Annotated in this window: 17 protein-coding genes; 12 read left to right on the top strand and 5 right to left on the bottom strand. The window is 73.8% G+C overall.

Annotation, left to right across the window (positions count from 1 at the left end; all coding sequences use genetic code 11):
* Window positions 1-568: 568 nt before the first annotated feature.
* Window positions 569-1,270: a hypothetical protein gene (locus tag OQ02_RS15505; protein ID WP_033439108.1), complete on the bottom strand. Its 702-nt coding sequence runs from the start codon at window positions 1,268-1,270 to the stop codon at window positions 569-571.
* A 175-nt stretch (window positions 1,271-1,445) separates the two neighbouring features.
* On the opposite strand from OQ02_RS15505, the gene OQ02_RS15500 reads away from it, so the two are divergent.
* Window positions 1,446-1,649, top strand: a complete 204-nt coding sequence (locus tag OQ02_RS15500) for a hypothetical protein (protein WP_033439107.1) — start codon at window positions 1,446-1,448, stop codon at window positions 1,647-1,649.
* A 9-nt stretch (window positions 1,650-1,658) separates the two neighbouring features.
* Here the strand turns inward: OQ02_RS15500 and OQ02_RS15495 are convergent, their stop codons facing one another.
* Window positions 1,659-4,775, bottom strand: coding sequence for an AfsR/SARP family transcriptional regulator (locus OQ02_RS15495; RefSeq protein WP_051772354.1), 3,117 nt, complete (start codon window positions 4,773-4,775; stop codon window positions 1,659-1,661).
* Window positions 4,776-5,031: 256 nt separating this feature from the next.
* Between OQ02_RS15495 and OQ02_RS15490 the strand changes: the two genes are divergently transcribed.
* Both OQ02_RS15490 and OQ02_RS15485 read left to right on the top strand, forming a co-directional pair.
* Window positions 5,032-5,640: a helix-turn-helix transcriptional regulator gene (locus tag OQ02_RS15490; RefSeq protein WP_033439106.1), complete on the top strand. Its 609-nt coding sequence runs from the start codon at window positions 5,032-5,034 to the stop codon at window positions 5,638-5,640.
* Window positions 5,637-6,239 carry a helix-turn-helix transcriptional regulator gene (locus OQ02_RS15485; protein ID WP_051772353.1) on the top strand — a complete coding sequence of 201 codons (603 nt, stop codon included), beginning with the start codon at window positions 5,637-5,639 and terminating at the stop codon, window positions 6,237-6,239. Before OQ02_RS15490 ends, OQ02_RS15485 begins: the two co-directional genes overlap by 4 nt.
* A 291-nt stretch (window positions 6,240-6,530) precedes the next feature.
* On the opposite strand, the gene OQ02_RS15480 is transcribed toward OQ02_RS15485, so the two are convergent.
* Window positions 6,531-6,737: an MbtH family protein gene (locus OQ02_RS15480; protein ID WP_033439105.1), complete on the bottom strand. Its 207-nt coding sequence runs from the start codon at window positions 6,735-6,737 to the stop codon at window positions 6,531-6,533.
* A gap of 200 nt (window positions 6,738-6,937) precedes the next feature.
* Here OQ02_RS15480 and OQ02_RS40110 point away from each other — a divergent pair, with 200 nt between their 5' ends.
* The 9 genes from OQ02_RS40110 to OQ02_RS15430 all read left to right on the top strand — a co-directional run bounded on the left by OQ02_RS40110 (window position 6,938) and on the right by OQ02_RS15430 (window position 20,703).
* A complete protein-coding gene (locus OQ02_RS40110) occupies window positions 6,938-10,324 on the top strand; it encodes an AMP-binding protein (protein ID WP_037329561.1) in 3,387 nt (1,128 codons plus the stop codon).
* Between the two features lie 18 nt (window positions 10,325-10,342).
* Window positions 10,343-11,512 carry an aminotransferase class III-fold pyridoxal phosphate-dependent enzyme gene (locus OQ02_RS15465; RefSeq protein WP_033439104.1) on the top strand — a complete coding sequence of 390 codons (1,170 nt, stop codon included), beginning with the start codon at window positions 10,343-10,345 and terminating at the stop codon, window positions 11,510-11,512.
* A 31-nt stretch (window positions 11,513-11,543) separates the two neighbouring features.
* Window positions 11,544-12,470, top strand: coding sequence for an ornithine carbamoyltransferase (locus OQ02_RS15460; protein WP_033439103.1), 927 nt, complete (start codon window positions 11,544-11,546; stop codon window positions 12,468-12,470).
* Window positions 12,467-13,684 carry an MFS transporter gene (locus OQ02_RS15455; RefSeq protein WP_197043351.1) on the top strand — a complete coding sequence of 406 codons (1,218 nt, stop codon included), beginning with the start codon at window positions 12,467-12,469 and terminating at the stop codon, window positions 13,682-13,684. The genes OQ02_RS15460 and OQ02_RS15455 overlap by 4 nt, the downstream gene beginning before the upstream one ends.
* Before the next feature lie 189 nt (window positions 13,685-13,873).
* Window positions 13,874-15,835, top strand: coding sequence for a lantibiotic dehydratase (locus tag OQ02_RS40105; RefSeq protein ID WP_231500047.1), 1,962 nt, complete (start codon window positions 13,874-13,876; stop codon window positions 15,833-15,835).
* Window positions 15,835-17,328, top strand: a complete 1,494-nt coding sequence (locus tag OQ02_RS15445) for an amino acid adenylation domain-containing protein (protein WP_033439101.1) — start codon at window positions 15,835-15,837, stop codon at window positions 17,326-17,328. The genes OQ02_RS40105 and OQ02_RS15445 overlap by 1 nt, the downstream gene beginning before the upstream one ends.
* 64 nt (window positions 17,329-17,392) lie before the next feature.
* A complete protein-coding gene (locus OQ02_RS15440) occupies window positions 17,393-18,349 on the top strand; it encodes a threonine ammonia-lyase (protein WP_033439100.1) in 957 nt (318 codons plus the stop codon).
* Window positions 18,346-18,615: an acyl carrier protein gene (locus OQ02_RS15435; protein WP_081915669.1), complete on the top strand. Its 270-nt coding sequence runs from the start codon at window positions 18,346-18,348 to the stop codon at window positions 18,613-18,615. Before OQ02_RS15440 ends, OQ02_RS15435 begins: the two co-directional genes overlap by 4 nt.
* A gap of 9 nt (window positions 18,616-18,624) precedes the next feature.
* The gene (locus OQ02_RS15430; protein WP_033439099.1) at window positions 18,625-20,703 is read left to right on the top strand and encodes a lantibiotic dehydratase; all 2,079 of its coding nucleotides are present in this window, start codon (window positions 18,625-18,627) and stop codon (window positions 20,701-20,703) included.
* A gap of 107 nt (window positions 20,704-20,810) precedes the next feature.
* On the opposite strand, the gene sbnA is transcribed toward OQ02_RS15430, so the two are convergent.
* Both sbnA and OQ02_RS45760 read right to left on the bottom strand, forming a co-directional pair.
* A complete protein-coding gene (gene sbnA / locus OQ02_RS15425) occupies window positions 20,811-21,821 on the bottom strand; it encodes a 2,3-diaminopropionate biosynthesis protein SbnA (RefSeq protein ID WP_033439098.1) in 1,011 nt (336 codons plus the stop codon).
* Window positions 21,814-21,993, bottom strand: a complete 180-nt coding sequence (locus tag OQ02_RS45760; protein ID WP_033439097.1) for a hypothetical protein — start codon at window positions 21,991-21,993, stop codon at window positions 21,814-21,816. Before OQ02_RS45760 ends, sbnA begins: the two co-directional genes overlap by 8 nt.
* Window positions 21,994-22,130 lie beyond the last annotated feature (137 nt).

The following is a 22,130-nucleotide window of genomic DNA, read 5'->3' as shown; positions in this document are numbered from 1 at the left end:
CCGCGTCCGCCCCCGGCTGCGGCGGCACGCCGAACGGGGTGACGGTGACCGGTTGGTCCGAGCCCGAGTACTCGGGGTCGACGTACTGCTCGCAGGACTCGGCGTGCGCCCGGACCTTCGCCACGACGTCCGCCCCGCCGTGCTCCTTGAACCACACGACTCCGGGGTGGAAGCCGAAGTCCGGCCCTTCCCAGTCCCTGCCGTGGTGGACGTAGTAGCCGAACTCGTCGTCATCACCCGGGCCGGCCGTCCTGCACGCCGTGGGCATGCCCCACCTGGTCCACGGCCCTTCTTCGGAAACTTCCTCGGCACCCGGATCGGCCAGGGCGTCGGCGGGGAGGGTGGCGGCTTTGACGCGCCGGGGTGCCAGCTCGCCGGGCGAGGCGGTTGTGGTGGTGACGGTAGTCGTCGTGGTCGTCGTGGTGGTGTTGGACGGCGGTATTGGTGTCGGTGCCGTGGTGCACGCGGACCGCCTCAGCGGGCCGAGAATTTCCGGTGCGGCGTGGGACGGGGCGCGAAATCGCCTGGATGCCACCGGGTCGGAGGGACGCGGTGGCTCGCCGGGGACTCAGGTGTGGGCGACGTGACTGGCCGCGGTGAGCAGTGCCGTGGCGACTGCGGTGTCCAGGTTCCGGGCGTCGTGGTCCGGTGCGTGCGGGACGAGGCAGAAGGTGTCCGACGCCGCTTCCTCCTGCAACGTGAACGGGTACGCGTCCACGGCGGCCTCGACCAGGACGGCGCCGGTGGCGATCTTCTCGGCGTCGAGGGGCGCGTCACCCGCCGCCACGACGAGGTTCGCGCCGAAGGCCGCGGCGGACGCGCTGCGCACGAAGACCAGTTCGACGCCCGCCAAGTCGAGGTGATCCGCCAGGAACGGCGGTGGCGCTCCGCCGGGAAGGGTCGTCACCGCGAGGTCGGTGATGCCGGGGATCGCCTGGCACAGGACGCGCACGTGCCACCAGACCTCGGGCACCGGGCCGATCACGCCCGCGGTGACCACCCCCTGCCCCAGCCGGTCCAGCGCCGCCACCGCCGCGCAGCCCGCCGCCCGGATGGCACGCACCGCGGGCGCGGGCAACGACGCGCGACCGCCGGTGCCGGGGTCCTGGACGATGAGCACGGCCTCCCCGTCGTCGGGGTCGAACTCGTCCCGTTCCACCTCCTGGCAGGGCAGGGCCGCGAGGGAAGAACGCAGCACGGCCGGGACGTCGACCTGGCCCGTGAGGACCCAGAGGTCGTCCTCGGTGAGCTTCCGGAGCCCCGTGGGCATGGCGTTCCCCTCTCGCGCGTCAACGTCGGAAGCGTTGCGCGGACCGCCATCGGAACGCTATCGGCGCGCTAAACGCCGACCGAAACCGGATCGATGCCAGGTGTTGGGCGCCGCCGCGTCGACTGAGGTCAGCCCGGCGAACCCGCCGCGGCGAACCGGCCGGAGGGAAGTTCCCATGTCGAACACCATCGCCCCCATCAGCAAGGTCGCCGTCCTCGCCGCCGCCCTCTACGCCGCGCTGGTCCTCGCCGTTGCGGGCACCTCGGACGAGGACGCGCACTGGGGTGCGCCGGCCGTGGGTGTCTCCGACGCACACTGGGGCGCCACCCCGGCGGACGCTCACTGGGGTGCCACCCCGGCGGACGCTCACTGGGGCTGACCGGCCGACCTAGGACGGGCTGAGGTTGGCGCTCATGAGAGCCGCTCGCAGGTGTTCGGTCTGGGTGGTCCACCGACGTGCTTCCTCGGAGTCGACGTCGGCGAGCAGGGCGTGGGCGCTGTCGAGGCAGTCGCTCGCCGCGGTCTCCTCACCCGCGCTCAAGTGCACCTCCGCCAGCAGGACGAGGCTCTTCGCCTGCCACACCGACAACCCCAGCTCGTGGAAGCGGTCCGCGGCCAGCCGCAGGTGCTCCGCTCCTGCCGCGTCGTTGCCCCGGGCCACCGTGACCTCACCGAGGCTGAACAGGGCCTGTCCCTCGACCCACCGGTCGCCGACCTCGTCCGCCAGTGACAGCGCGTGGGTCAGCGTGGTGTGCGCCGCGTCGAGCCTGCCCTCCCGGTGGCGGACCTTGCCGAGGGCGTACAGCGCGTAGGTCTCACCGACCTGGTCGCCCAGGTCGCGCACGACCCGCAACGTGCGGTGCAGTGCGTGGCGTGCGGCGGCGATGTCGTCCAACCCGAGGTGCAGCTCGGCCAGCCGGTACGTCACCTGTGCCTCGACCCGCAAGCACCCGGCCGTCCGGCAGATGGCCACCGCTTCGTCCAGCATCGACCGCGCGGCCGTCGTGTCGCCGTCGTCGATGCGCAGCTTGGCGAGGCTGGCGAGGACGTGCGCCTCGCCGACGCGGTCCCCAACCAGGCGCATGTGCTCCAGCGCCTCGGTGTACCGGGTGAGGGCGTTCCCCGTCTCACCGCGGAGCCTGCTGATGAACGCCGCGTTGCGCAGCACCAGACCACGCCCGTGGACGTCACCGCACTCGCTGAACCCGGCCAGGGCGGCGTCGAAGTGCTCCTCGGCGTCGGACAGCCGCTTCTGCGCCATCGCCAGCGCGCCGAGCGCGTAGCGCGCCGCGGCCTGCCCGCGCGGGTCGCCCACCGTGACCGCCGCGGCGAGGGTGGCCGTCTCCACCCAGTCGTCGCCGTAGCCGCGGGTCTCGAACAGGGTGACCGAGGTCAGCGTCAGGTCCCAGCAGGCGTCGGCCAGCCCGGCCGCGGCGGCCTGCCGGATGGCGGGCACCAGCCCGCGGCGTTCCCGTTCCCACCACGCCAGCGGGTCTCCGACCGGCTCGGGCAGGTCCGCGTCCGGGGGGAACCAGCGCGGGGCGTCGCTGTGCAGCACCGTGTAGTCGCCGCCGTACTCGCGGCGGTGGGCCGCGTCGGAGAGGGCGAGCCAGCCGCCCAGGTAGCGCTCGACGGCCGCCGCCCGTGCCTCGGGCGTCTCCTCTTCGGTTAATCGTTCCTGGTCGAACACCCGCACCAGGCCGTGGAAGCGGTAGCGGTGTGACTGCTCGCCCGGGACCACCCGCACTTCGAGCACGTGGGCGTCCACCAGCGTTTCCAGCAGGTCCTCGGCCTCGCGGAGACTGGTGTCCAGCAGCGCGGCGGGCGCCCAGCCGGGGAAGTCGACGGCGTCCACCAGCGCGCACAGCCGGAACAGCCGCCGCGCGCGTTCGGGCAGGCCGCGGTAGGTCAACGCGATGGTCGAGCGCAGCTCCAGACCTTTGTGGACGAACTCGTCGAGCCGACGGCTCTCGTCGTCCAGCCGGCGGGCCAGGTCTTCGACCCGCCAGTGCGGGCGGGACGCCAGCCGGGCGCCCGCGATCCGCAGCGCCAGCGGCAGCCCCGCGCACAGTTCGACCAGGCGGTCGGCCGCCTCCGGCTCGGCGGCGATCCGCTCGGGCCCGATGATCCGGCTGAGCAGGGCCATCGACTGCGCCGGGTCCAGCGTGTCCACGTCGACGCAGTACGCGCCGGGCAGCCCGGTCAGCCGCGTGCGACTGGTGGTGATGACGGCGCAGCGCGGGTTGCCCGGCAGCAGCGGCAGCGCCTGCTCCTCGTCCGCGACGTCGTCGAGCACGATCAGCAACCGGCGGTCGGCCAGCTTGCTCCGGTACAGCTCGGCGCGTTCCTGGAGGTCTTCGGGCACCGACGTGCCGGGCACGCCCAGCGCGCGCAGGAAGCGCGCGAGCTGTCGGGACGCGCCGTCGTCCACGCCGTTGGCGCGCATGTCGGCGTAGAGCTGCCCGTCGGGAAACTCCTTCACCAGTTCGTGCGCCGCCCGGATCGCCATGCTCGACTTGCCGACGCCGCCCGGTCCGCTGACGGAGACGATCGGCACGGCGTAGGGGTCGCGGTGGCCGAGCAGCACGTCGTGCACCTCGGCGAGCTGGCTCGTCCGGCCGGTGAAGTCGGCCATGCTGGGCGGGAGTTGACGAGGCACCGCGATGTCGTCGCCCGGGTTCGGCGAGGCGGACCCGGACGTCGATCCCGCCGCGGACCCCGTGGTGGGCTCCGCGCCGGCCGGGGCGGTCTCGCGCGGCAGGTTCAGCGACGGTGAGCGGGTGAGGATCGCCTGCTCCATCCCGGCGAGCTCGGGGCCGGGGTCGACGCCGATCTCCTCGGCCAGCACCGCGCGAGCCCGTCTGCCTGCTTCGAGGGCGTCCGCCTGTCTGCCGCAGCGGTACAGGGCGAGCATGAGGAACGCGTGCAGTCGTTCCTGCAACGGCTGCTCGCCGACCAGGGCCCGCAGCTCACCGATCAACTCCTGGTGCCTGCCCAGGGCGAGGTCCAGCCGCAGGCGCTCCTCCAACACCGCCGCCTTGCGCTCGTGCAGCCGGGTGGCCTCGCGCCGCGCCGCCGCGCCGGGGATGCCCGCCAGCGCCTTGCCCCGCCACAGCGCCAGCGCCGCGCGGAGTTCGGCGACGGCCTCGGCGGGCCGGTTGGAGGCCGCGTGCTCGTAGCCGGCGGCCACCCGCGCGTGGAAGACATCGATGTCGAGCTCGTCCGGCGCCACCGCGAGCACGTAGCCCGGGGCCTGGGTGCGGATCGCGGCGGAACCGGCGCCGGCGAACACCTTGCGCAGCGCCGAGATGCAGATCTGGATCTGACCGCGCGCCGTGGAGGGCGGGTCGTCGTCCCAGACCGCGTCCAGCAGGTGCTCGACGGGGGTGACGCGGTTGGCGTTGAGCGCCAGCAGCGTCAGCACGAGGCGTTGGCGGGGGCCGCCGAGGTCGATCACCTGCCCGTCGACGACCAGCTCAGGCGGACCGAGCAAGCGCAATTCCATGCGAGCCTCCACGGTTCGGTCCGCCGAGGCTAACAGCCGGAAGTGCCTCGATTGAAGCGCTGGAACGGGCGTCCTCCCATTCGTCGGAATCCCGAACCAACTGTGCGTAACCGCAGGCCCGGGGCGGTGGTGCGACGGTGTAGGTCGAAGGCCTATCCGTCCGCTAAACGTCACCGACAGCGGTGTGAAAGCACATCCCTAGCCGGGCGGGCGATTGTGCTGGAGGACTCAGGCCCGAGGTGAAGGAGAGGGAAACATGGGTGATCCCGTGTGCGTCGCGGTCGTCGCCACCGACCCGATGCTGGAGGCCGGTGCGACGAGCGCTCTGCGCGGATGCCCGGAGCTGGCGGTGGTGTCGGCCGACGAACCGGCGGTGGTGATCGTGGTGCTGGTCGACGTCGTCGGCGCCGACGAGCTGGCCGCCGTGCGGGCGACCAGGTTCGCACCGCACCGGCCGGAGGTGGTGATCGTGGCCACCGAGGTCGACCTGGCCGCGGCGCAGCAGGCCATCGCCGCCGGCGCGCGAGGTCTGCTGCGCCGCCGGGAAGCCACGCCGACCAGGTTGGCTCGCACGGTGCTCGCCGCCGCGGGCGGCGACTGCACGGTCCCGCCGGACATGCTCAACCGGATGCTGGAGAACGACCCGCGACCCGCCGCCGCCGACTTGTCGACGACCGGGCTCAGCGACCGGGAGCGTGCCGTGCTGAGTCTGGTCGCCGAAGGGCACGAGACCAGCGAGATCGCGCGCACGCTGTCCTACTCCACCCGCACGGTGACCACCGTCGTCTACGACATCACCCGGCGGTTCCGACTGCGCAACCGGGCGCACGCCGTGGCCTACGCTTTACGGGCGGGTCTGCTGTGACCGCCGTGCTGTCCGCTCCGCCGACCGTCGCGCCGGTGCGCGTGGTGGCGGCCGACGAGCGGATGCGGACCCTGCTGTCGGCGGCCCTGCGACTGGCGGGCATCCCGCTGGCGTCGACCGCGGGTGGTGCGGCGCTCCCCGCCGTGGTCGCGTCGGCCGCCGAGACGGTGGAGGAGGCCGTCGCCGCGTGCGCGCCGGACGTGCCCGCGGTCGTGGTGGCGGACCGGTTCAGCCAGATCGGGGTGCGGCGGGCGATGCGGCTGGGGACGAAGGCGTTGCTGCGCTTCACGGACCTCGACCCGGCACGGCTGCTCGCGGCGGTCGACGCGGCCCGTTCCGGAGATGGCCGGGTGCCGCACGAGGTGCTGGCGCGGCTGTTGGCGGGCGACCAGTCCGAACCGGGCCGGACTCCGCTGACCAGGCGGCAGACCAGCGTGCTGGCGTTGATGGCGGACGGGCACGGCAACGCCGACATCGCCAGGCTGCTGGGCTGTTCGGAGCACACGGTGAAGAACACGATCTACGAGTTGATGGGCAGGCTCCAGGCCCGCAACCGGTCACACGCCGTGGCGCGGGCGATCCTCACCGGGCTGATCTGACCGCCGGCCTCGGCCGGACGCGTCGGGCCGGATCGTGCAGGGTCGGGTCGTGCCAGGCCGGGTCGCGTCGGGCCGGATGGTGCCGGGCCGGATGGTGCCGGGTCGGGTCGGATTGCGTCGTGCCGGATGGTGCCGGGCCGGGCCGGATCGCATCAGGTCGGAGCGCGTCGGGTCGGGCCGGGTCGGGTCGCGTCGGGTCGTGTCGGGCGGGTGATCGGTGATCGCACCTGCCGCCATGCAGCGCTGTGCGGGTGGTCCGGTTTCCGGACCACCCGCACGGCAATACCCACGTCAGACGCCGGCGGTCTCGTCCATCCGCTTGCGGAGACTGAGGGGCCGCATGTCAGTCCACACCGCACCGATGTGGTCGAGGCACTCCTGCTTCGTGCCCCCGGTGCCCTCGGCGTGCCAGCCGAGGGGCAACTCGCGGTCCGCCCGCCAGATCGAGTACTGCTCCTCGTCGTTGCGGACTACTCGGTAGGTTCCCTCGTCGCTCATTGATCCGGTCCTCCTGAACTGGTGGGGCGAACGCGTCCAAGAGTGCGGCCGAATCCGCCGCCGGCACAGGGACAAAAGCGCAGAAGCTCCCGCGGCCAAGCCCTGCCGCTCCTTCCCTGGTGACCTGCCGGCCCGACGGGCAGCGTTGCGGACAGCCGGGTGGTCCCTCCCGGAGTGTCGGAACTGGATGGAGGTGTCCGGTGGGCTCCAGCGGCGAGATGTCCTTTGCCCAGCGTCGGTTGTGGTTTCTCGACCAGCTCCACCCCGGATCGGCCGACTACCTGCTGCCCATGGCGCTGCGGTTGCGCGGCGCGGTGGACGCGGGTGCGCTGGACGGTGCGCTGCGGGCGGTGGCCGAGCGGCACGAGGTGCTGAGCACCCGTTACCCGGCGGTGGACGGCGACCCTCGTGCGACCACCGCGACCGTCGTGCTCGACCGGGTCGACCTCACCGGGCACGGTCCGTCCGATGTGGACGCTTGGCTGCGGGCGGAGGTCCGGCGCCCGGTCGACGTGACCGCCGAAGCGCCGCTGCGCGCCTGCCTGGCCACGCTCGGCCCGGACGAGCACCTGCTCGTCGTGGTGGTCCACCACATCGCGTTCGACTTCGGGTCCTGGCCGATCTTCACCCGCGAGCTGGCCGCCTGCTACGGCGAGCGCACCGGGCACGGTCCCGCCGCCCTGCCGCCGTTGCCGTGCTCCTACGCCGACCACGCGCGGGGTCAGGCCGAGCGGCTGGCGGGGGAGCGCCTGCGGCGCGGGTTGGCGCACTGGACGACCAGGCTCGCCGACCTGCCGCCGTTGCGGCTGCCCGCCGACCGGCCGCGGCCGGCGCAGTGGTCGGGTGCGGCCGGTCTCAGCCGGTTCACCGTGGCCGCGGACCTGCTCGCGGAGGTCGACGCGTTCGCCAAGCGGAACCGGGCCACCCGGTTCATGGTGCTGCTGGCGGCTTTCCAGGCGTTGCTGGCCCGCTACAGCGGCCAGACCGACTTCGCCGTCGGAGCGCCGGTGACCGGTCGTGACCGGGTGGCGGCCGAAGCGCTGATCGGGCTGTTCGTCAACACGGTCGCGCTGCGGGCCGACCTGTCGGGCGAGCCGACGTTCACCGATGTGGTCACCCGCCTGCGCGCCGGTGTTCTCGCTGACCTGCGGTACGCCGAGGTGCCGTTCGACCAGGTGGTCACCGAGCTGGCGCCGACCCGTGACCTGTCCCGGAACCCGCTGTACCAGGTGACGTTCTCCCTGCTCGCCGCGGGCGCGCCCCGGACGGTGCTGCCTGGGCTGGACGTGGCGATGCTGCCCGCACTGCCCAGCGGCCTGCCCGTCGACCTCGTACTCGACCTGATCCCCGTCGAGGACGGCGCGCTCATGGGGCGGGTGCAGTACGCCGAGGCCCTGTTCGACCCGGAGACCGTCGACCAGCTCGGTGTCGACTACGCCGCGTTGCTGCGCGCGTTGCTGGCCGAGCCGGGCGTTCCGATCGCCGAACACACCCGCGTGATCGAGCCGTTGCCCGGCAAGGAGCGCGCCCGCCTGCTCGCCATCGGCAACGACACCACCGCTCCCGAGCCGGACGGCACGGTGGTGGACCTGATCGCCGAGCAGACACGCCGCACCCCCGACGCGCCGGCCGTCCGTTCGCACGACGGCACGCTGACTTACGCGGAACTCGAAGCGCGGGTCGACCGGCTGGCGTGCCGCCTGCGCGGACTCGGCATCGGCCGGGGCTCGGTGGTCGGCATCCACCTCGACCGAGGTGTCCTGCTGCCGGTGGCGTTCCTCGCTGTGCTCAAGGCGAACGCGGCTTATGTGCCGCTCGACCCGGACTACCCGGCCCGTCGCCTCGAGTTCATGCTGGCCGACGCGGGGGCGACGGCGCTGATCACCGAGCGCGCCTTGGCGGGCACGATCGCCGCCGAAGCATCCCGCACGGTCCTGCTCGACGCCGATGCCGACACCGATGCCGATGCCGGCGCCGACTCCCGGACCAGCACCAGCACCAGCACCGATGTCGACACCGACACCGACTCCCGGACCGCCACCAGCACCGGCACCGGCCACAGGACTGCCGCTGACCCCGGCACCGGCACCGGCCACCGGACTGCCGCTGACACCGGCACCGATCACCTGACTGCCGTCGCCGCCGCCGATCGTCGGACCGGTGCCGGCACTGGCGGCGATCTGGTTGCGGCAGGGTTGTCCGTGCCGACGCCGGATGACCTGGCCTACATCATCTACACCTCCGGCTCGACCGGTCTGCCGAAGGGCGTGATGGTCGACCACCGCGGCCTGACCGGGTTCGTGGCGGCCATGGCGGAACGCCCCGGGATGGAGCCCGGAGCCGCCGTGATCGGCCTGACCACCGTGTCGTTCGACCCGTCGGTGTTGGAGCTGTACCTGCCGCTGGTCGTCGGGGCGCACGTGGTGATCGCGTCGGCCGAGCAGGCCCGTGACCCCCAGCGCCTGGCGGACCTCATCGCCGAGACCACCCCCCGCGTCCTGCAGGCCACGCCCGTCACCCTGCGGATGCTGCTGGACTCCGGCTGGTCCGCGCCCGCCGGGCTCACCGTCCTCGCCGGCGGCGAGAAGCTGCAACCGGAGCTGGTGCGGCGGCTGTCGGCGCACGGTGCGCAGGTGTGGGACCTCTACGGCCCCACCGAGACGACGGTCTGGGCCACCACCGCGCGCATGGACGCCGAAGGTCACGTCCTGGACTGGGCCGCGAAGGCCAACTCGACGGTCTACCTGCTCGACGCCGACCTGGACCCGGTGCCCGAGAACGAGACCGGCGAGATCTACCTCGGTGGTGTCGGGGTCGCGCCCGGGTACCGCAACCGCCCCGACGTCACCGCCGCGCACTTCCTGCCGGACCCGTTCGCGTCGGTCCCCGGCGCCAGGATGTACCGCACGGGCGACCTGGGCAGGCGTGGTGCCGGCGGGTCGGTGGCGATCCTCGGCCGGGCCGACCACCAGGTGAAGATCCGCGGGCACCGGATGGAGCCGGGGGAGATCGAGGCCGCCCTGCTGGAGCACCCGCGGGTGCGCGCGGCGGTCGTCCACCCGGTTCCCGCAGGCGCGGGCGAGCTCCAGTTGGTCGCCTACCTCGTGGTCGACGGCGAACCGCCCGCCGCGGACGAGCTGCGCCCGTTCCTGCTGCGCACCCTGCCCGACTACATGGCGCCGGCGGCCTACGTGGTGCTCGACGCGCTCCCGCTCACCGCCAACGGCAAGGTCGACCGGGCGGCCCTCCCGCTGCCCGACGCCCCGGCCTCCCGCGCCGGACGCGCCGCGCCGAGGACCCCCGAGGAACAGGCGGTCGCGGACGTGTGGCGCGAGGCGCTCGGCACCGACGCGTTCGGGGTGCACGACAACTTCTTCGACGTCGGCGGCCACTCGCTGCTCGCGACCCGCGTCGCGGTGCGCCTGCGTGCCGCGATCGGTGTCGACGTCGCGGTCCGCGCGCTGTTCGACCACGGCACGGTGGCCGCGCTCGCCGCGGCGCTCCCGCGCTACCCCCGCCTGTCCGACCCGACCGCGGCGCTGGTGCCGCGGGCGCGGCGTCGGTCGGTCCCGGCCAAGACGTACTGACTGCCGAAGGAGCCACCCATGACCCTCGCAGCCGACCCGATCGCGCCACCCACCCCCGGCGCGTCCACCACCCACGTCACCCCCGGCCCGCGGTTCCCGAGCACCGCCACCCGCCCCGCGATCCCGGTCGTCTTCCACCGGGCGGTGGGCGCCGACCTGTTCGCCGAGGACGGCCGCCGCTACCTCGACTTCTCCAGCGGCGCGGGCAGCCTCGCCTACGGCCACAACAACCCGGCCGTCAAGCGGAGCGTCCAGCAGTACCTAACGGACGGCGGCATCACGTACGGCCCCGACCTGTCCACCGCCGCCGAGCGCGAGTTCCGGCACGCCTTCACCGAGGCCGTGCTGAGCCCTCGCGACCTCGACTACGACGTGCGGTTCTGCGGCAGCGGTGACGCGGTGGACGCCGCCCGCGCGCTCGCCGCGGAAGCCACCGGCAGGCGCGGGGTGATTACCTTCACCGGCGAGGACGCGCCAGGGCGGTTCGACCCGGTCGGCCTCGTCGAACGCCGCCTGAGCGACTCGGGGCCGGACTCGTGGCGGCCCGCCGCCGTGATCGTCGAACCGGTGGACCTCGCGGGCGGTGTCCGCGTCGTCCCGGGCGAGAGGCTGCGCGAGCTGCGTGAGCTGACCGAGCGCCACGGCATGCTGCTGATCGCCGACGAGCGCCGGTCCGGCTGCGGGCGCACCGGCCGGTTCTTCGCCTTCGAGCACGCCGGGATCGTGCCGGACGTCGTCGCCACCGCGCAGTCCTGGGGCGCCGGCCCGCCGCTGCCGATGACGCTGGTCCGCCGCGGTCTGGACGTGGGGGAGTCCGCGAGGCACCACGGCGACCAGCTCGCCCTCGTCGCCGCCACCGCGGTGTGCGAGCTGTGGCGGAGCGCGAAGTTCCGCACCGACCTCATCGTCGCCGAACGCAGGCTCGCCCGGTTCCGCGCGGAGCTCGCCGGCACGCACCCGGACGTGGTCGCCCGCGGGCTGGGCGCGGTGCTGGGACTCGACTTCGCCGCGGCGGGCGGTCCGGGGCGGGCCGCCCGGGTGCACCGGCGCGCGTTCGAGGACGGCCTGCTGGTCGAGCTGTGCGGGCGCGACGACGCGTCGATCGCGCTGCTGCCCCCGGTCAACATCGACATCGTCCGGCTCGACCGCGGCCTCGACGTGCTGCGCGCCGCCCTCGCGGCGGCGTGACCCGCTCCGAACCGACCTGAAGGAGGCGGCGATGGGCCGCAGGCACCTGATCTCCCTCGATGACCTCGACGACGACGACCTGCGCTGGATCGTCGCCCGCGGCGCGGACTACGCCGCCGGTTCGCTCGACCACGTCCGCCCGCTGCACGAGGCGGTCGTCGGCGTGCTGTTCCGCAAGACCTCCACCCGCACCCGGACCGCGTTCTCGGCGGGCGCGCTGCGACTGGGCGGCCGGCTGATCACCTACGGTCCGGGCGACCTCCAGGAGAACACCGGCGAGACCGCCGCCGACACCGGGCAGGTGCTGTCCGGGATGCTCGACGTCCTGGTCGCCCGCACCGTCGGCGAGGAGGCCGAACTGCGCGCCTACGCCGAGCAGGACCGGATGGCCGTCGTCAACGCGATGAGCGCGGGGGAGCACCCCACCCAGGCGCTGACCGACCTGACCACGCTCACCCGCCGTTTCGGCGTGGTCGACGGCCTGCGGGTGCTCTACGTCGGTGAGGGCAACAACACCGCGTCGGCGCTGGCGCTGGGCCTGTCCCGCTTCGCCGGCACCGAGCTGCACCTGCGGACCCCGTTCGACTACGGGCTCGCCCCCGACTACCTCCACCGCGCCACCATCCACGCCAAGGCGGCGGGCTCGCGGGTCGACCAGCGCCACGACCTGCTCGACCTGCCGGAGGTGGACGTCGTCTACACCACCCGCTGGCAGACCACCGGTTCGGTCAAGCACACCTCCGACTGGCGCACCGCGTTCGCGCCCTTCCAGGTGAACAGCGCGCTCATGGACCGCTTCCCCGGCGCCCTGTTCCTGCACGACCTGCCCGCGCACCGCGGCGAGGAGGTCACCGCCGAGGTGCTGGACGGTCCGGCGAGCGCGGCGTTCGAGCAGGCGGAGAACAAGTACCACTCGGCCCGCGCGGTGCTGGAGTGGTGCACGGGTGGCGTCCGGTGACCGGGCTGCGCGCGCTGCTGACCGCGGGCGGGGTGTCGGCGTTCGGCACCCAGATGACGATGCTCGCGCTGCCCTGGCTGGTGTTGGAGACCAGCGGCTCGGCCACCCGGACCGGCCTGGTGTTCGCCGTTCAGGTGCTGCCGATGGCGTTGCTCGGTTTCCTCGGTGGCGAGGTGATCCAGCGCTTCGGCGCGCACCGGACGATGCTCGTCGGTGACGCGGCGCGGGTGCCGCTGATCGCCGCCGTCCCCGTGCTGCACGGCCTGGACCTGCTGAACTTCCCGCTGCTGCTAAGCATCGTCGCGGTGCTGGGCGCGTTCGGCGTGCCGTACTACGCCGCCCAGCGGGTGCTCGCCACCGACCTGATCGGCTCCGACGAGCGCTCGCTGTCCCGCGCCAACAGCGTGCTGGAGGGTGCCACGAACACCGCTGCCCTCGCCGGTCCCGCCGTGGCGGGCACGCTGATCATGGTGTTCGGCGCGGCGAACGTGCTCCTGCTGGACGCGGCCACGTTCGCGATCTCGGCCCTGCTGCTGCTCTTCGTGCCGCGCACACCCGCCCGGTCGGGCGAGAAGGCCGGGCCGCCCGGGCTGCTGGCCGGGCTGCGGCACATCGGCGCGGACCCGTTCCTGCGGCGCAGCGTGGCGTCCACGGTGGCCTACGGGTTCCTGCTGCGGGTGCTGGCCATCGCCCTGCCGCTGCTGGCGTTCGACCGCTTCGACGGCGACGCCCGGCTCGGCGGACTGCTGGTGTCGGCGTCCGGGGCGGGCGCCCTCGGCGGGGCGCTGATCGCCATCGCCCTGTCGACCAGGGTCGCGCCGCGGACGCTGATGGTGGTGTCCATGACGGTGCTGGCCGCACCGCTGTGGCTGCTGGTGCCGGACGTGCCGGTGCCCGTGCTGATGGCCGCGGTCGCGTTGTCCTCGGCCGCGATCCCGGTGTCCAACGCGCCCTACTTCGCCATCCTGTCCGCCAGGGTTCCCGCTGAGTACCGGCCCAAGGTGCTCCAGTCGGTGATCACGATGAGCGGCATCGCCGGGCCTCTCGGCTTCCTCGCCGCGGGTGTGCTCACCGACGGCCTGGGTATCACCGCGACGCTGACCGTCGTCGCCGCCCTGGCCACCCTCGCCACCGCGAACATCGCGCTGGCCCTGCGCTACCTGGACCACCCGGTCGACCGGGCCGCCGAGCCCGTCGCCGCTCGCGCTGACTGATCCCCGCCCGCCTTCGGAAGGTGCCCGACATGACCGACAACGTGCGTCTGCCCACCGGTGAGTGGCGGCTGTGGGAGCAGTTCGCCCTGCGCGGCCCGGGTTTCCCCGCCGACGGGGTCCTGCGGCTGGTGCCGTCCGGCCTGGCCCTGTCCGCCGACAAGTTCGGTGACGACGACCAGCTCTCCGGCGGTGAGTGGGACGAGTTCGCCGTTGGTGGCGCATTACTGGCAGCGGTTCTGCGTGAAGAACGACACGATCGGGTTCTTCGGTCCGGTGGGGTGGGGTCGGTGGGACCTGTCCACCGAAGGCCTCGCCATCGACCCCGGCACCGGTTTCCTCGCCTCGTCGCAGGTGTACTTCGCCAGCTGGGCCATCGACGCCCTGGCGAAGGTCCTCGACGCCGACCCCGCGGTCCACGCCTGGGTACCGCCCCGGCGGGTCTCGTTCGCCCGCTTCGAGGGTGACCGGGTCGCGGTGCCGGGCAGGCCCGCCCAGGACATCTCCGCGCCCGCCCGTGCCGTGCTCGAACTGTGCGACGGGACCCGGACGGTGGCCGCCATCGCCGAAGCCACCGGGACGAACGTCGACGAGGTCACCGAGACCGTGCGGTGGCTCGTAGGGAAGCGCTGGGTGCACTGGCGGCTGGAAGTGCCGTCGAGCACCCACCCCGACCGGGAGCTGCGGGCGATCCTGGACCGCGTCGGCGACACCGCTGCCCGCGAGGCCTCGCTGGCCAAGCTGGCAGTGCTGGAACGCGGCCGGGACGCGGTCGCCGCCGCGGGCCAGGACGTCGACGCGCTCACCGCGGCGTTGGCGGCGCTGGAGGCCGACTTCGCCGTGCTGACCGACACCGGCGCCCAGCGCGCCAAGGGCGAGCGGACCGCGCCGTGCCGCGCGCTGGTGTACTCCGACTGCACCCGCTCGGCGACCGCGACCCTCGGACGCGCGGTGCTGGCCGAGCTGACCCCGCTGGAGCTGTGCCTCACCGCGGCCCGCTGGATGACCAACCGCTTCGGCGCGGCCATCGCCGCGCACGTCCGGGCCGCGTACGACAAGGTGCTGGCGGCGCGCGGCGAGGTGGACCTCGCCTCGCTGTGGTTCGAGTGCCTGCCGACGCCGCACGCGTCCTCCATGGCCGACATCGACGCGATCCAGGCCGAGTTGCGGGCCAAGTGGGCGCGAATCCTGGACGTCCCCGCCGACGCGAGCCGCGTGCGGCTGTCGTCGACCGACATCGCCGCCGGGGTGCGCGCCGAGTTCGACGAGCCGGGCGCCGGCTGGTCCCTGTCCCGCTACTTCAGCCCTGACCTGCTGGTGCTCGCCGAGGACACCGCCGCGGTGGCGCGCGGTGAGTTCGAGCTGGTGCTGGGCGAGATGCACAGCGCGCTCAACACGATGGGCGCCTCGCTGTTCGTCCACCAGCACCCCGACCGGGACAAGCTGGTCGCCGAGACGGCCGCGGACTTCCCCACGCCGAGGCTGCTGCCCATGCTGCCCAAGGAACTGCCGCTGAAGTGGTCGACGCGCAGCAGGCCGTCGCTGGACCGGCCGGAGGACTACTACGTCGCGATGGTCGACCACACCGCCGACCCGCACCGGCCCAGGACCGTGCTCAGCGGGGACGTGGCGGTGCGGGAGCAGGACGGGCAGCTGCTCGCGGTGCTGCCGGACGGCGCCGAGTTCGACGTGCTCGACGCCTACGCCAACGCGATGACCCACCGGGTGATGGACCGGTTCACCCTGCGCCCGGACGGCTACCACTCGCCGCGGATCACCATCGACCGGGTGGTCGTGGCCCGTGAGACCTGGCGGGTGCGGGCCGATTCGCTCGCCTTCGCCGAGGAGAAGTCCGAGGCCCGCCGGTTCGTCGGCGCACGCCGCTGGCAGCGTTCGCTGGACCTGCCCCGGTTCGTGTTCGTGGTGTCCCCGGCTGAGCCGCGTCCGTTCTACGTCGACTTCGACAACCCCATCTACCTGACGATCCTCGCCAAGGCCGTGCGCAGGCTCGCGAAGAAGGACCCCGACGCCAGGCTGACGGTGACCGAGATGCTGCCGACGCCCGAGCAGGCCTGGCTGACCGACGACGAGGGCAACGCCTACACCAGCGAGCTGCGGTTCGTGGCCGTCGACCAGAGGGCGGTGGAGCGGTGATGCGCACCTTCGTCGACGACATCGCGGACCACGCCACCCGCGACCCGGACTCGATCGCACTGTCCACAGAGGACGGCGAGGTGACCTACCGGGAACTGGCGGACAGGATCGACGCGCTGGCCGGCGCGCTCGTCGCCCGGGGCGCGAGGCCGGAGACCGTGTGCGCGGTGGCCGTGGAGCGCGGCGCGGACGCGGTGGTCGCGGTCGCGGCGGTGGTGCGGGCGGGAGCGGCGTTCCTGACGGTCGACGTGGGGCAGCCGCCGGCCCGGTCCGCCGCGCTCGTCCGCAGTGGGCGGGCCGGGCTCCTGGTGACGTCGGCGGACCTGGTCGGGGCGATGGCCGATCTGCCGGTGCCCGGTCCGCCGGTGCTGGTGGACGACACGGCGCGGGTGCCGCACTTCCCCGCGCCCCGCCCGGACGCGCTCGCCTACGTCAGCCACACGTCCGGCTCGACGGGGGAGCCGAGCCCGGTGCTCGTCGAACACCGGGGCCTCGACTCCTACCTGCGGTTCGTCGTGCGCGACTACGGCCTTGGCCGTGACACCGTGGCGCTCCAGACCGCGCCGATGGGCTACGACGCGTCCATCCGGGACACCTTCGCACCGCTCCTGGCGGGCGGCCGGCTGGTCGTGCTGCCCCGCTCGGCACTGCTGCGGCCCGCCGAGTTCGGCGACGCCGTCACCCGGTTCGGGGTGGACACCCTGCTGAGCACCACGCCGTCGTTCCTGTCGTTCCTCGCCGGGCAGCCGGACGCGGAACGCCTGCTGGGCGGGCTGCGACTCGTGGTGTCCAGCGGTGAGTCGCTGCGGCCGTTCCTCACGGCGGGAGGGCGCGGGCTGATCCGGGGCGCGCTGGTCAACCAGTACGGCCCCACCGAGTGCACGATGACGTCCACGCGCTACGTCGTTCCCGCCGGGCCGGTGCCGGACGCGGACGTCGTCGGCACGCCGATCGACGGCGTGGTGGTGCGGCTGCTCGACGCGGACCTGTCGCCGGTGCCTCCCGGCGAGGTCGGCGAGGTGTGCATCGGCGGTGTGGGCGTCGCCCGCGGCTACAGCGGGGAGCCCGCGCGCACCGCCGACCGGTTCGTGCCCGACCCGCAGGGTCCGCCGGGCGCGCGGCTGTACCGGACCGGCGACCTCGCCCGGCTGGGGGCCGCCGGCCTGGACCTGGTCGGGCGGGCCGACCGCCAGGTCAAGATCCGCGGTTACCGGGTGGACCCGGCGGAGGTCGAAGGTGCGCTGCTGGGGCATCCCGGCGTGCTGGGCGCGGTGGTCACCGCCGAGCACGACGACCGCGGCCGGGTGTACCTGGTCGCGCACGTGGTGGGCGAGCTCGGGGGCACGTCGGACAGCGCGCTGCGCGCCCACCTGGCCACCTCGCTGCCACCGCACCTGCTGCCGCGTCGGATCGTCCGGCTGGCCGCGCTGCCCACCACCCGCGGCGGCAAAGCCGACCGCCGCGCCCTCGCCACCCAAGGCGGTGCCTTGTGATCACCCACGTCCCACGCGCTTCCTGCCCCGCGTTCCGCGCCTTCGATCCGGCTGGAGGTGGCTCATGACCGCCTCGGTCGTCCGGCTGGGCCCCGCCGACGTGTGGACCGCGGCCGAGCGGATCGCCGGGCACGTCCGGCGCACCCCGCTGCTGGCCCGACCGTCCCTGCCCGGCCTGCTGCTCAAGGCCGAGCACCGGCAGCGCGGCGGGTCGTTCAAGCTGCGCGGCGCGGCCAACGCCGTGCTCGCCGTGTCCGCGCCCGCCATCGTCACCGGGTCGTCGGGCAACCACGGCATCGCGCTGGCCACCCTGGCCGCACCGCTCGGCGTGCCCGTCACCGTCGTGCTCGCCGAAGGCGCGAACCCGGCGAAGTCGGCCCTGATCCACGCCCTCGGCGGTCGCACGCTCATCACGGCGGGCGGTGTCGCCGAGCGGGACCGTCGGGCCAGGGAGCTGGCGGAGGAGACCGGCGCGGTGTTCGTGCCGTCCTCCGACGACGAACTGGTGGTCGCGGGCCAGGGCACGGTCGGCGTGGAGATCCTGGCCGACGCGCCCGACGTCGAGACCGTCTTCGTCCCCACCGGCGGCGGCGGGCTGCTCGCCGGGATCTGCCTGGCCGCGCGCGACCACCCCGTGCGGGTGATCGGGGTCGAGCCCGAGGGCGCGGCCCGCTATGCCCGCTCCCTCGCCGAGGGTCGACCCGTCCGGCTGCCGCCCAGCGACACCGTGGCCGACGGACTGCGCGGCCAGCAGCCGGGACTGGTGACCTACCCCATCATCCGGGACCGGGTCGACGACCTGGTCACCGTCACCGACGAGGAAGTCCTCGCCGCCGCGGTCCGGCTGAGCCGCGCCGGCGTCCAGTCCGAACCGAGCGGCGCCGTCGCACTGGCCGGGGCGCTGCGCCACGGCCGGCGCACGCACGCCGTCGCCGTCGTCTCCGGCGGCAACACCACCGCGGCACTCACCGCGGCGGCCCTCACCGCCGCCGTCCGACCACACCAGGAGGAAATCGCATGACCACCACCGAGACGACCGCCCCCGAGATGACCACCGCCGGGACCACGGACCTGCTCGTCGGCATCTACCGGGAGACCCTGGGCGACGCGAACCTCGACGCGAACAGCGACTTCTACGAGGCGGGCGGCGACTCGCTCACCGCGTTCCAGATCACCGCCCGGTTGCAGGACGCCCTGGGCGTCGACGTGCCGGTGGCGCTGGTGTTCGCCTACCCGTCGCCCGCCGACTTGGCCGAAGTCGTCGACACCGACTTCGCACAGGGTTAGGGGAGCGGCGTGGACGAGGCAGTGGGGTTGGGCGGGCGCTGGCGGCTCTGGGACCAGTTCGCGCTGCGCGGCGCCGGGTTCCCGGCGGGCGGCGTGCTGCGGCTGGCCCCCGACGGGCTGGCGGAAGCGGCGGACAAGGTCGAAGCGGCACCCGGTCCGGACTGGACGGCGTTGGTGGCGCATTACTGGCAGCGGTTCTGCGTGAAGAACGACACGATCGGGTTCTTCGGTCCGGTGGGGTGGGGTCGGTGGGACCTGTCCACCGAAGGACTCGCCATCGACCCGGGCCGGGGGATGCTGGCCGGTTCCGAGGTGTACTTCGCCAGCTGGGCGATCGACACCCTGGCCGCCACCATCGCCGACGACCCGGCCGCCAAGCAGTGGGTGGCGCCCCGGCGCGTGCCGTTCGTCCGCCGTGACGGCGACGCGGTGATCGTGCCGGGACGCCCGCCGCAGCCGGTGACCGCCGACCAGGCCGCCGTGCTCGACCTCTGCGACGGGCTGCGGTCGGCGCGGGACGTGCAGGCCGGGCTGCCGGGGATCGACGTGCCGGCCGTCCTCGCGGACCTCGTGCGCCGCCGTTGGGCGGTGTGGCGGTTGGAGATCCCGGCCGACGCACGCCCCGAACGCGGCCTGCGCGCCTGGCTGGACCGCGTCGGCGACCCGGACCTGCGGCAACGCGGCCTGGTCGCGCTCGACACGCTCGAACGCGGCCGGGACGTCGTGCGCGCGGCCACCGGCGCGGACGAGCTCGTCGCGGCCATGGCCGACCTGGAGTCGACCTTCGTCGCCCTGACCGGCACGGCCGGCGTCCGGGAGAAGTCGGCGGGCACCGCGCCCTGTCGGGCACTGGTCTACGCCGACTGCCGCCGGGCCGCCACGGCCCGGACCGGCGGCCGGGTGCTCGACGCGCTCGCGCCGCTGGAACCACTGCTCGCCAGTGCCGGGTGGCTGACGTCCCGGCTCGCCGAAGCGGTCATGGCCAAGGCCCGGACCGTGTACGACGGGCTGGCGGCGCGCGGACCGGTCAACCTCGCCGAGTTCTGGTTCGCCTGCATGCCGATCCTGCACGGCGACGCCGTCCGCGAGACCGAGGAGCTGCGGCGGGAGTTCCAGCGGCGCTGGCAGGCGATCCTGGAACCCGGACCCGACACCGACCGGGTCCACCGCACCCTGGCCGAGGTGGCGTCCGGCGTGTCCGTCCACTTCGGACACGCGGGCGGCGGGTGGACGGCGGCCCGGTACATGAGCCCCGACATCATGATCGCCGCGGCGAGCGCCGAAGCCGTCGACCGGGGCGACTTCCAACTGGCGCTGGGCGAACTGCACCTGGCGAGCAACACGATCGGCGCGTCGCTGTTCGTCAACCAGCACCCCGCGCCGGGGGAGCTGGCGGACCTGACGACCCGCGACCACCCCGGCGCACGGCTGATGCCGTTGCTGCCCAAGGAGCACCGCTCGCGGTTGTCCGCGCGCATCCGGCACTGCCTGGTCCGCCCGGAGGACTACTACCTGGCGCTGCTGGACTCCACCGCCGATCCGGCCCGACCGCGCACGATCCGCAGCGCGGACGTCACCGTGGTCGACGACGGCGGGTCGCTGGCGGTCGTCCTCCCCGACGGCGTCCGCTTCCCCGCGGTCGAGGTGTTCGCGCACGTGCTCACCACGCTGGCGATGGACCTGTTCCAGGTGCTGCCCGACGCCGACCACACGCCGCGGGTCACCGTGGACCGGATGGTCGTCGCCCGGGAGACCTGGCGGACGGCGGCGGCCGACGCGGGCTTCGCCGCGGAGAAGGACGAGGCCAGGCGGTTCGTGCTGGCCCGGAGGTGGCGGGACGGGCTGCGGATGCCCCGGTTCGTGTTCGTCGTCTCGCCGACCGAGCCCCGCCCGTTCTACGTCGACTTCGACAGCCCCGTCTACGTCACCATCCTGGCCAAGGCGATCCGGCGACTGGCCCGCAAGGACCCGGAGGGGGCGTTGACGATCACCGAGATGCTGCCGACGCCGGAGCAGACGTGGCTGACCGACGACGGAGGGGAGACCTACACGGCCGAGTTGCGCTTCGTCGCGGTGGACGAGTCCTGACCAGGGGCGCACGGCGAAAGGCAGGCGAGCCGAGGCCCGCCTGCCTTTCGCCGTGCTGGTGTTCGATCAGCCGAAGAACTCCGGAAGTTCGTCGTCGGACCTGAGGATCACCACGCCGCCACCTCCACGACGGGCTCCTCCCACAGGTGGGCCACGTCGCCGAAGTGCTCGGCGACCCAGTCGTCGTCGTAGATCGTGTCGAGGTAGCGCTCACCGCGGTCGGCGAGGATGAGCACGCAGGCCGCGCCCGCCGGGATGCGCTCGCGCATCGCGGCCAGCGCGGCCACCACGGCCCCGGACGAGCCGCCCGCCAGGATCGCCTCGCGCGCGGCCAGCTTGCGGCAGCCCACGACGCACTCCAGGTCGTCCACGATGGACACCGCGTCGGCCAACCCGTCGCGGTGCAGGGCGGGGCGCGTGGCGGCGCCGTGGCCGGGGAACAGCCGGGTGCCCGTCGGCGGCGCGAAGATGGCGCTCCCCGCCGCGTCCACCGCGACGACGGTCGTCGGCAGCCGGTGGTCGCGCACGAACTCCGCGCACCCGCGCAGCGTGCCGCACGAGCTCGTCGCGCAGAACAGGTAGTCGACCCCACCCGGCACGGACTCGGCGATCTCGCGCATGGTGGTCCGGTGCGCCTGCGGGTTGGCGGGGTTGGCGTACTGGTTGGGCCAGTACGCGTTCTCCATCAGCGCCAGCAGTTCGCGCACCCGGCGTTTGCGCACCGGTAGGTACTCGCCGGTGGCGGGGTCGGTCTCGGTGACCACCTCGACCTCCGCGCCCAGGGCGCGCATGATGGCGATGTTCTGCCGGTTCGTGCGCGGGTCCACCACGCACCGGAACCGCACCCCCAGGTACGCGCACGCCTGCGCCAGGCCGATGCCGAGGTTGCCGGAGCTGGACTCCACCACGACCGAACGGCCGGGCACGACGTCGCCGTCGCGCACCGCGGCGCCCAGCATCTCCAGCGCGGAGCGGTCCTTGATGCTCCCGCCGGGGTTGTGCGCCTCCAACTTCGCGTAGACCCGGAACGGCGCGGTGGGGTCCAACCGGGACAGCTCGACGAGAGGTGTGCCGCCCACGGTGTCCAGCACGCCGGCCGCGACCGGACCGCTAGGCACGGGCGGCCACCGGGGCGTCGCCCCGGACCTTCTCGAACACACCCGGCGCCGGCCCGGTCCGCCGGTTCTCCCCGTCGGCCGGCACGCGCGGCCCGAGGTCACCGGCCCGCGCGTCGGCCACGGGGGCGTGGCTGGGAGAGTCGACGTAGTGCAGGTCCGCCTGGGCAGACATCCGCACCTCCTTTGGTCGATCCGGCGGTGGAGGCCCAGCGTGCCCGCGCGGACGTCCGCCGGCGCAGAGAAGAAGGCGCAGCAACGGCGGCAGCGCAGGTGTGCCGGTTGTTCCCTCGTGGCGGGCCGGTCCCCCCG

Source organism: Saccharothrix sp. NRRL B-16314 (assembly GCF_000716595.1).
In the GTDB taxonomy this organism is placed as follows: domain Bacteria; phylum Actinomycetota; class Actinomycetes; order Mycobacteriales; family Pseudonocardiaceae; genus Actinosynnema.
This window is presented reverse-complemented; position numbering and strand designations above follow the sequence as displayed.

Excerpts from the sequence above, each read along its gene's own strand:
- OQ02_RS15505 (WP_033439108.1), bottom strand. The coding sequence starts at position 1,270 with ATGCCCACGGGGCTCCGGAAGCTCACCGAGGACGACCTCTGGGTCCTC.
- OQ02_RS15500 (WP_033439107.1), top strand. The coding sequence starts at position 1,446 with ATGTCGAACACCATCGCCCCCATCAGCAAGGTCGCCGTCCTCGCCGCC.
- OQ02_RS15495 (WP_051772354.1), bottom strand. The coding sequence starts at position 4,775 with ATGGAATTGCGCTTGCTCGGTCCGCCTGAGCTGGTCGTCGACGGGCAG.
- OQ02_RS15490 (WP_033439106.1), top strand. The coding sequence starts at position 5,032 with ATGGGTGATCCCGTGTGCGTCGCGGTCGTCGCCACCGACCCGATGCTG.
- OQ02_RS15480 (WP_033439105.1), bottom strand. The coding sequence starts at position 6,737 with ATGAGCGACGAGGGAACCTACCGAGTAGTCCGCAACGACGAGGAGCAG.
- OQ02_RS15465 (WP_033439104.1), top strand. The coding sequence starts at position 10,343 with ATGACCCTCGCAGCCGACCCGATCGCGCCACCCACCCCCGGCGCGTCC.
- OQ02_RS15460 (WP_033439103.1), top strand. The coding sequence starts at position 11,544 with ATGGGCCGCAGGCACCTGATCTCCCTCGATGACCTCGACGACGACGAC.
- OQ02_RS15445 (WP_033439101.1), top strand. The coding sequence starts at position 15,835 with ATGCGCACCTTCGTCGACGACATCGCGGACCACGCCACCCGCGACCCG.
- OQ02_RS15440 (WP_033439100.1), top strand. The coding sequence starts at position 17,393 with ATGACCGCCTCGGTCGTCCGGCTGGGCCCCGCCGACGTGTGGACCGCG.
- OQ02_RS15435 (WP_081915669.1), top strand. The coding sequence starts at position 18,346 with ATGACCACCACCGAGACGACCGCCCCCGAGATGACCACCGCCGGGACC.
- OQ02_RS45760 (WP_033439097.1), bottom strand. The coding sequence starts at position 21,993 with ATGTCTGCCCAGGCGGACCTGCACTACGTCGACTCTCCCAGCCACGCC.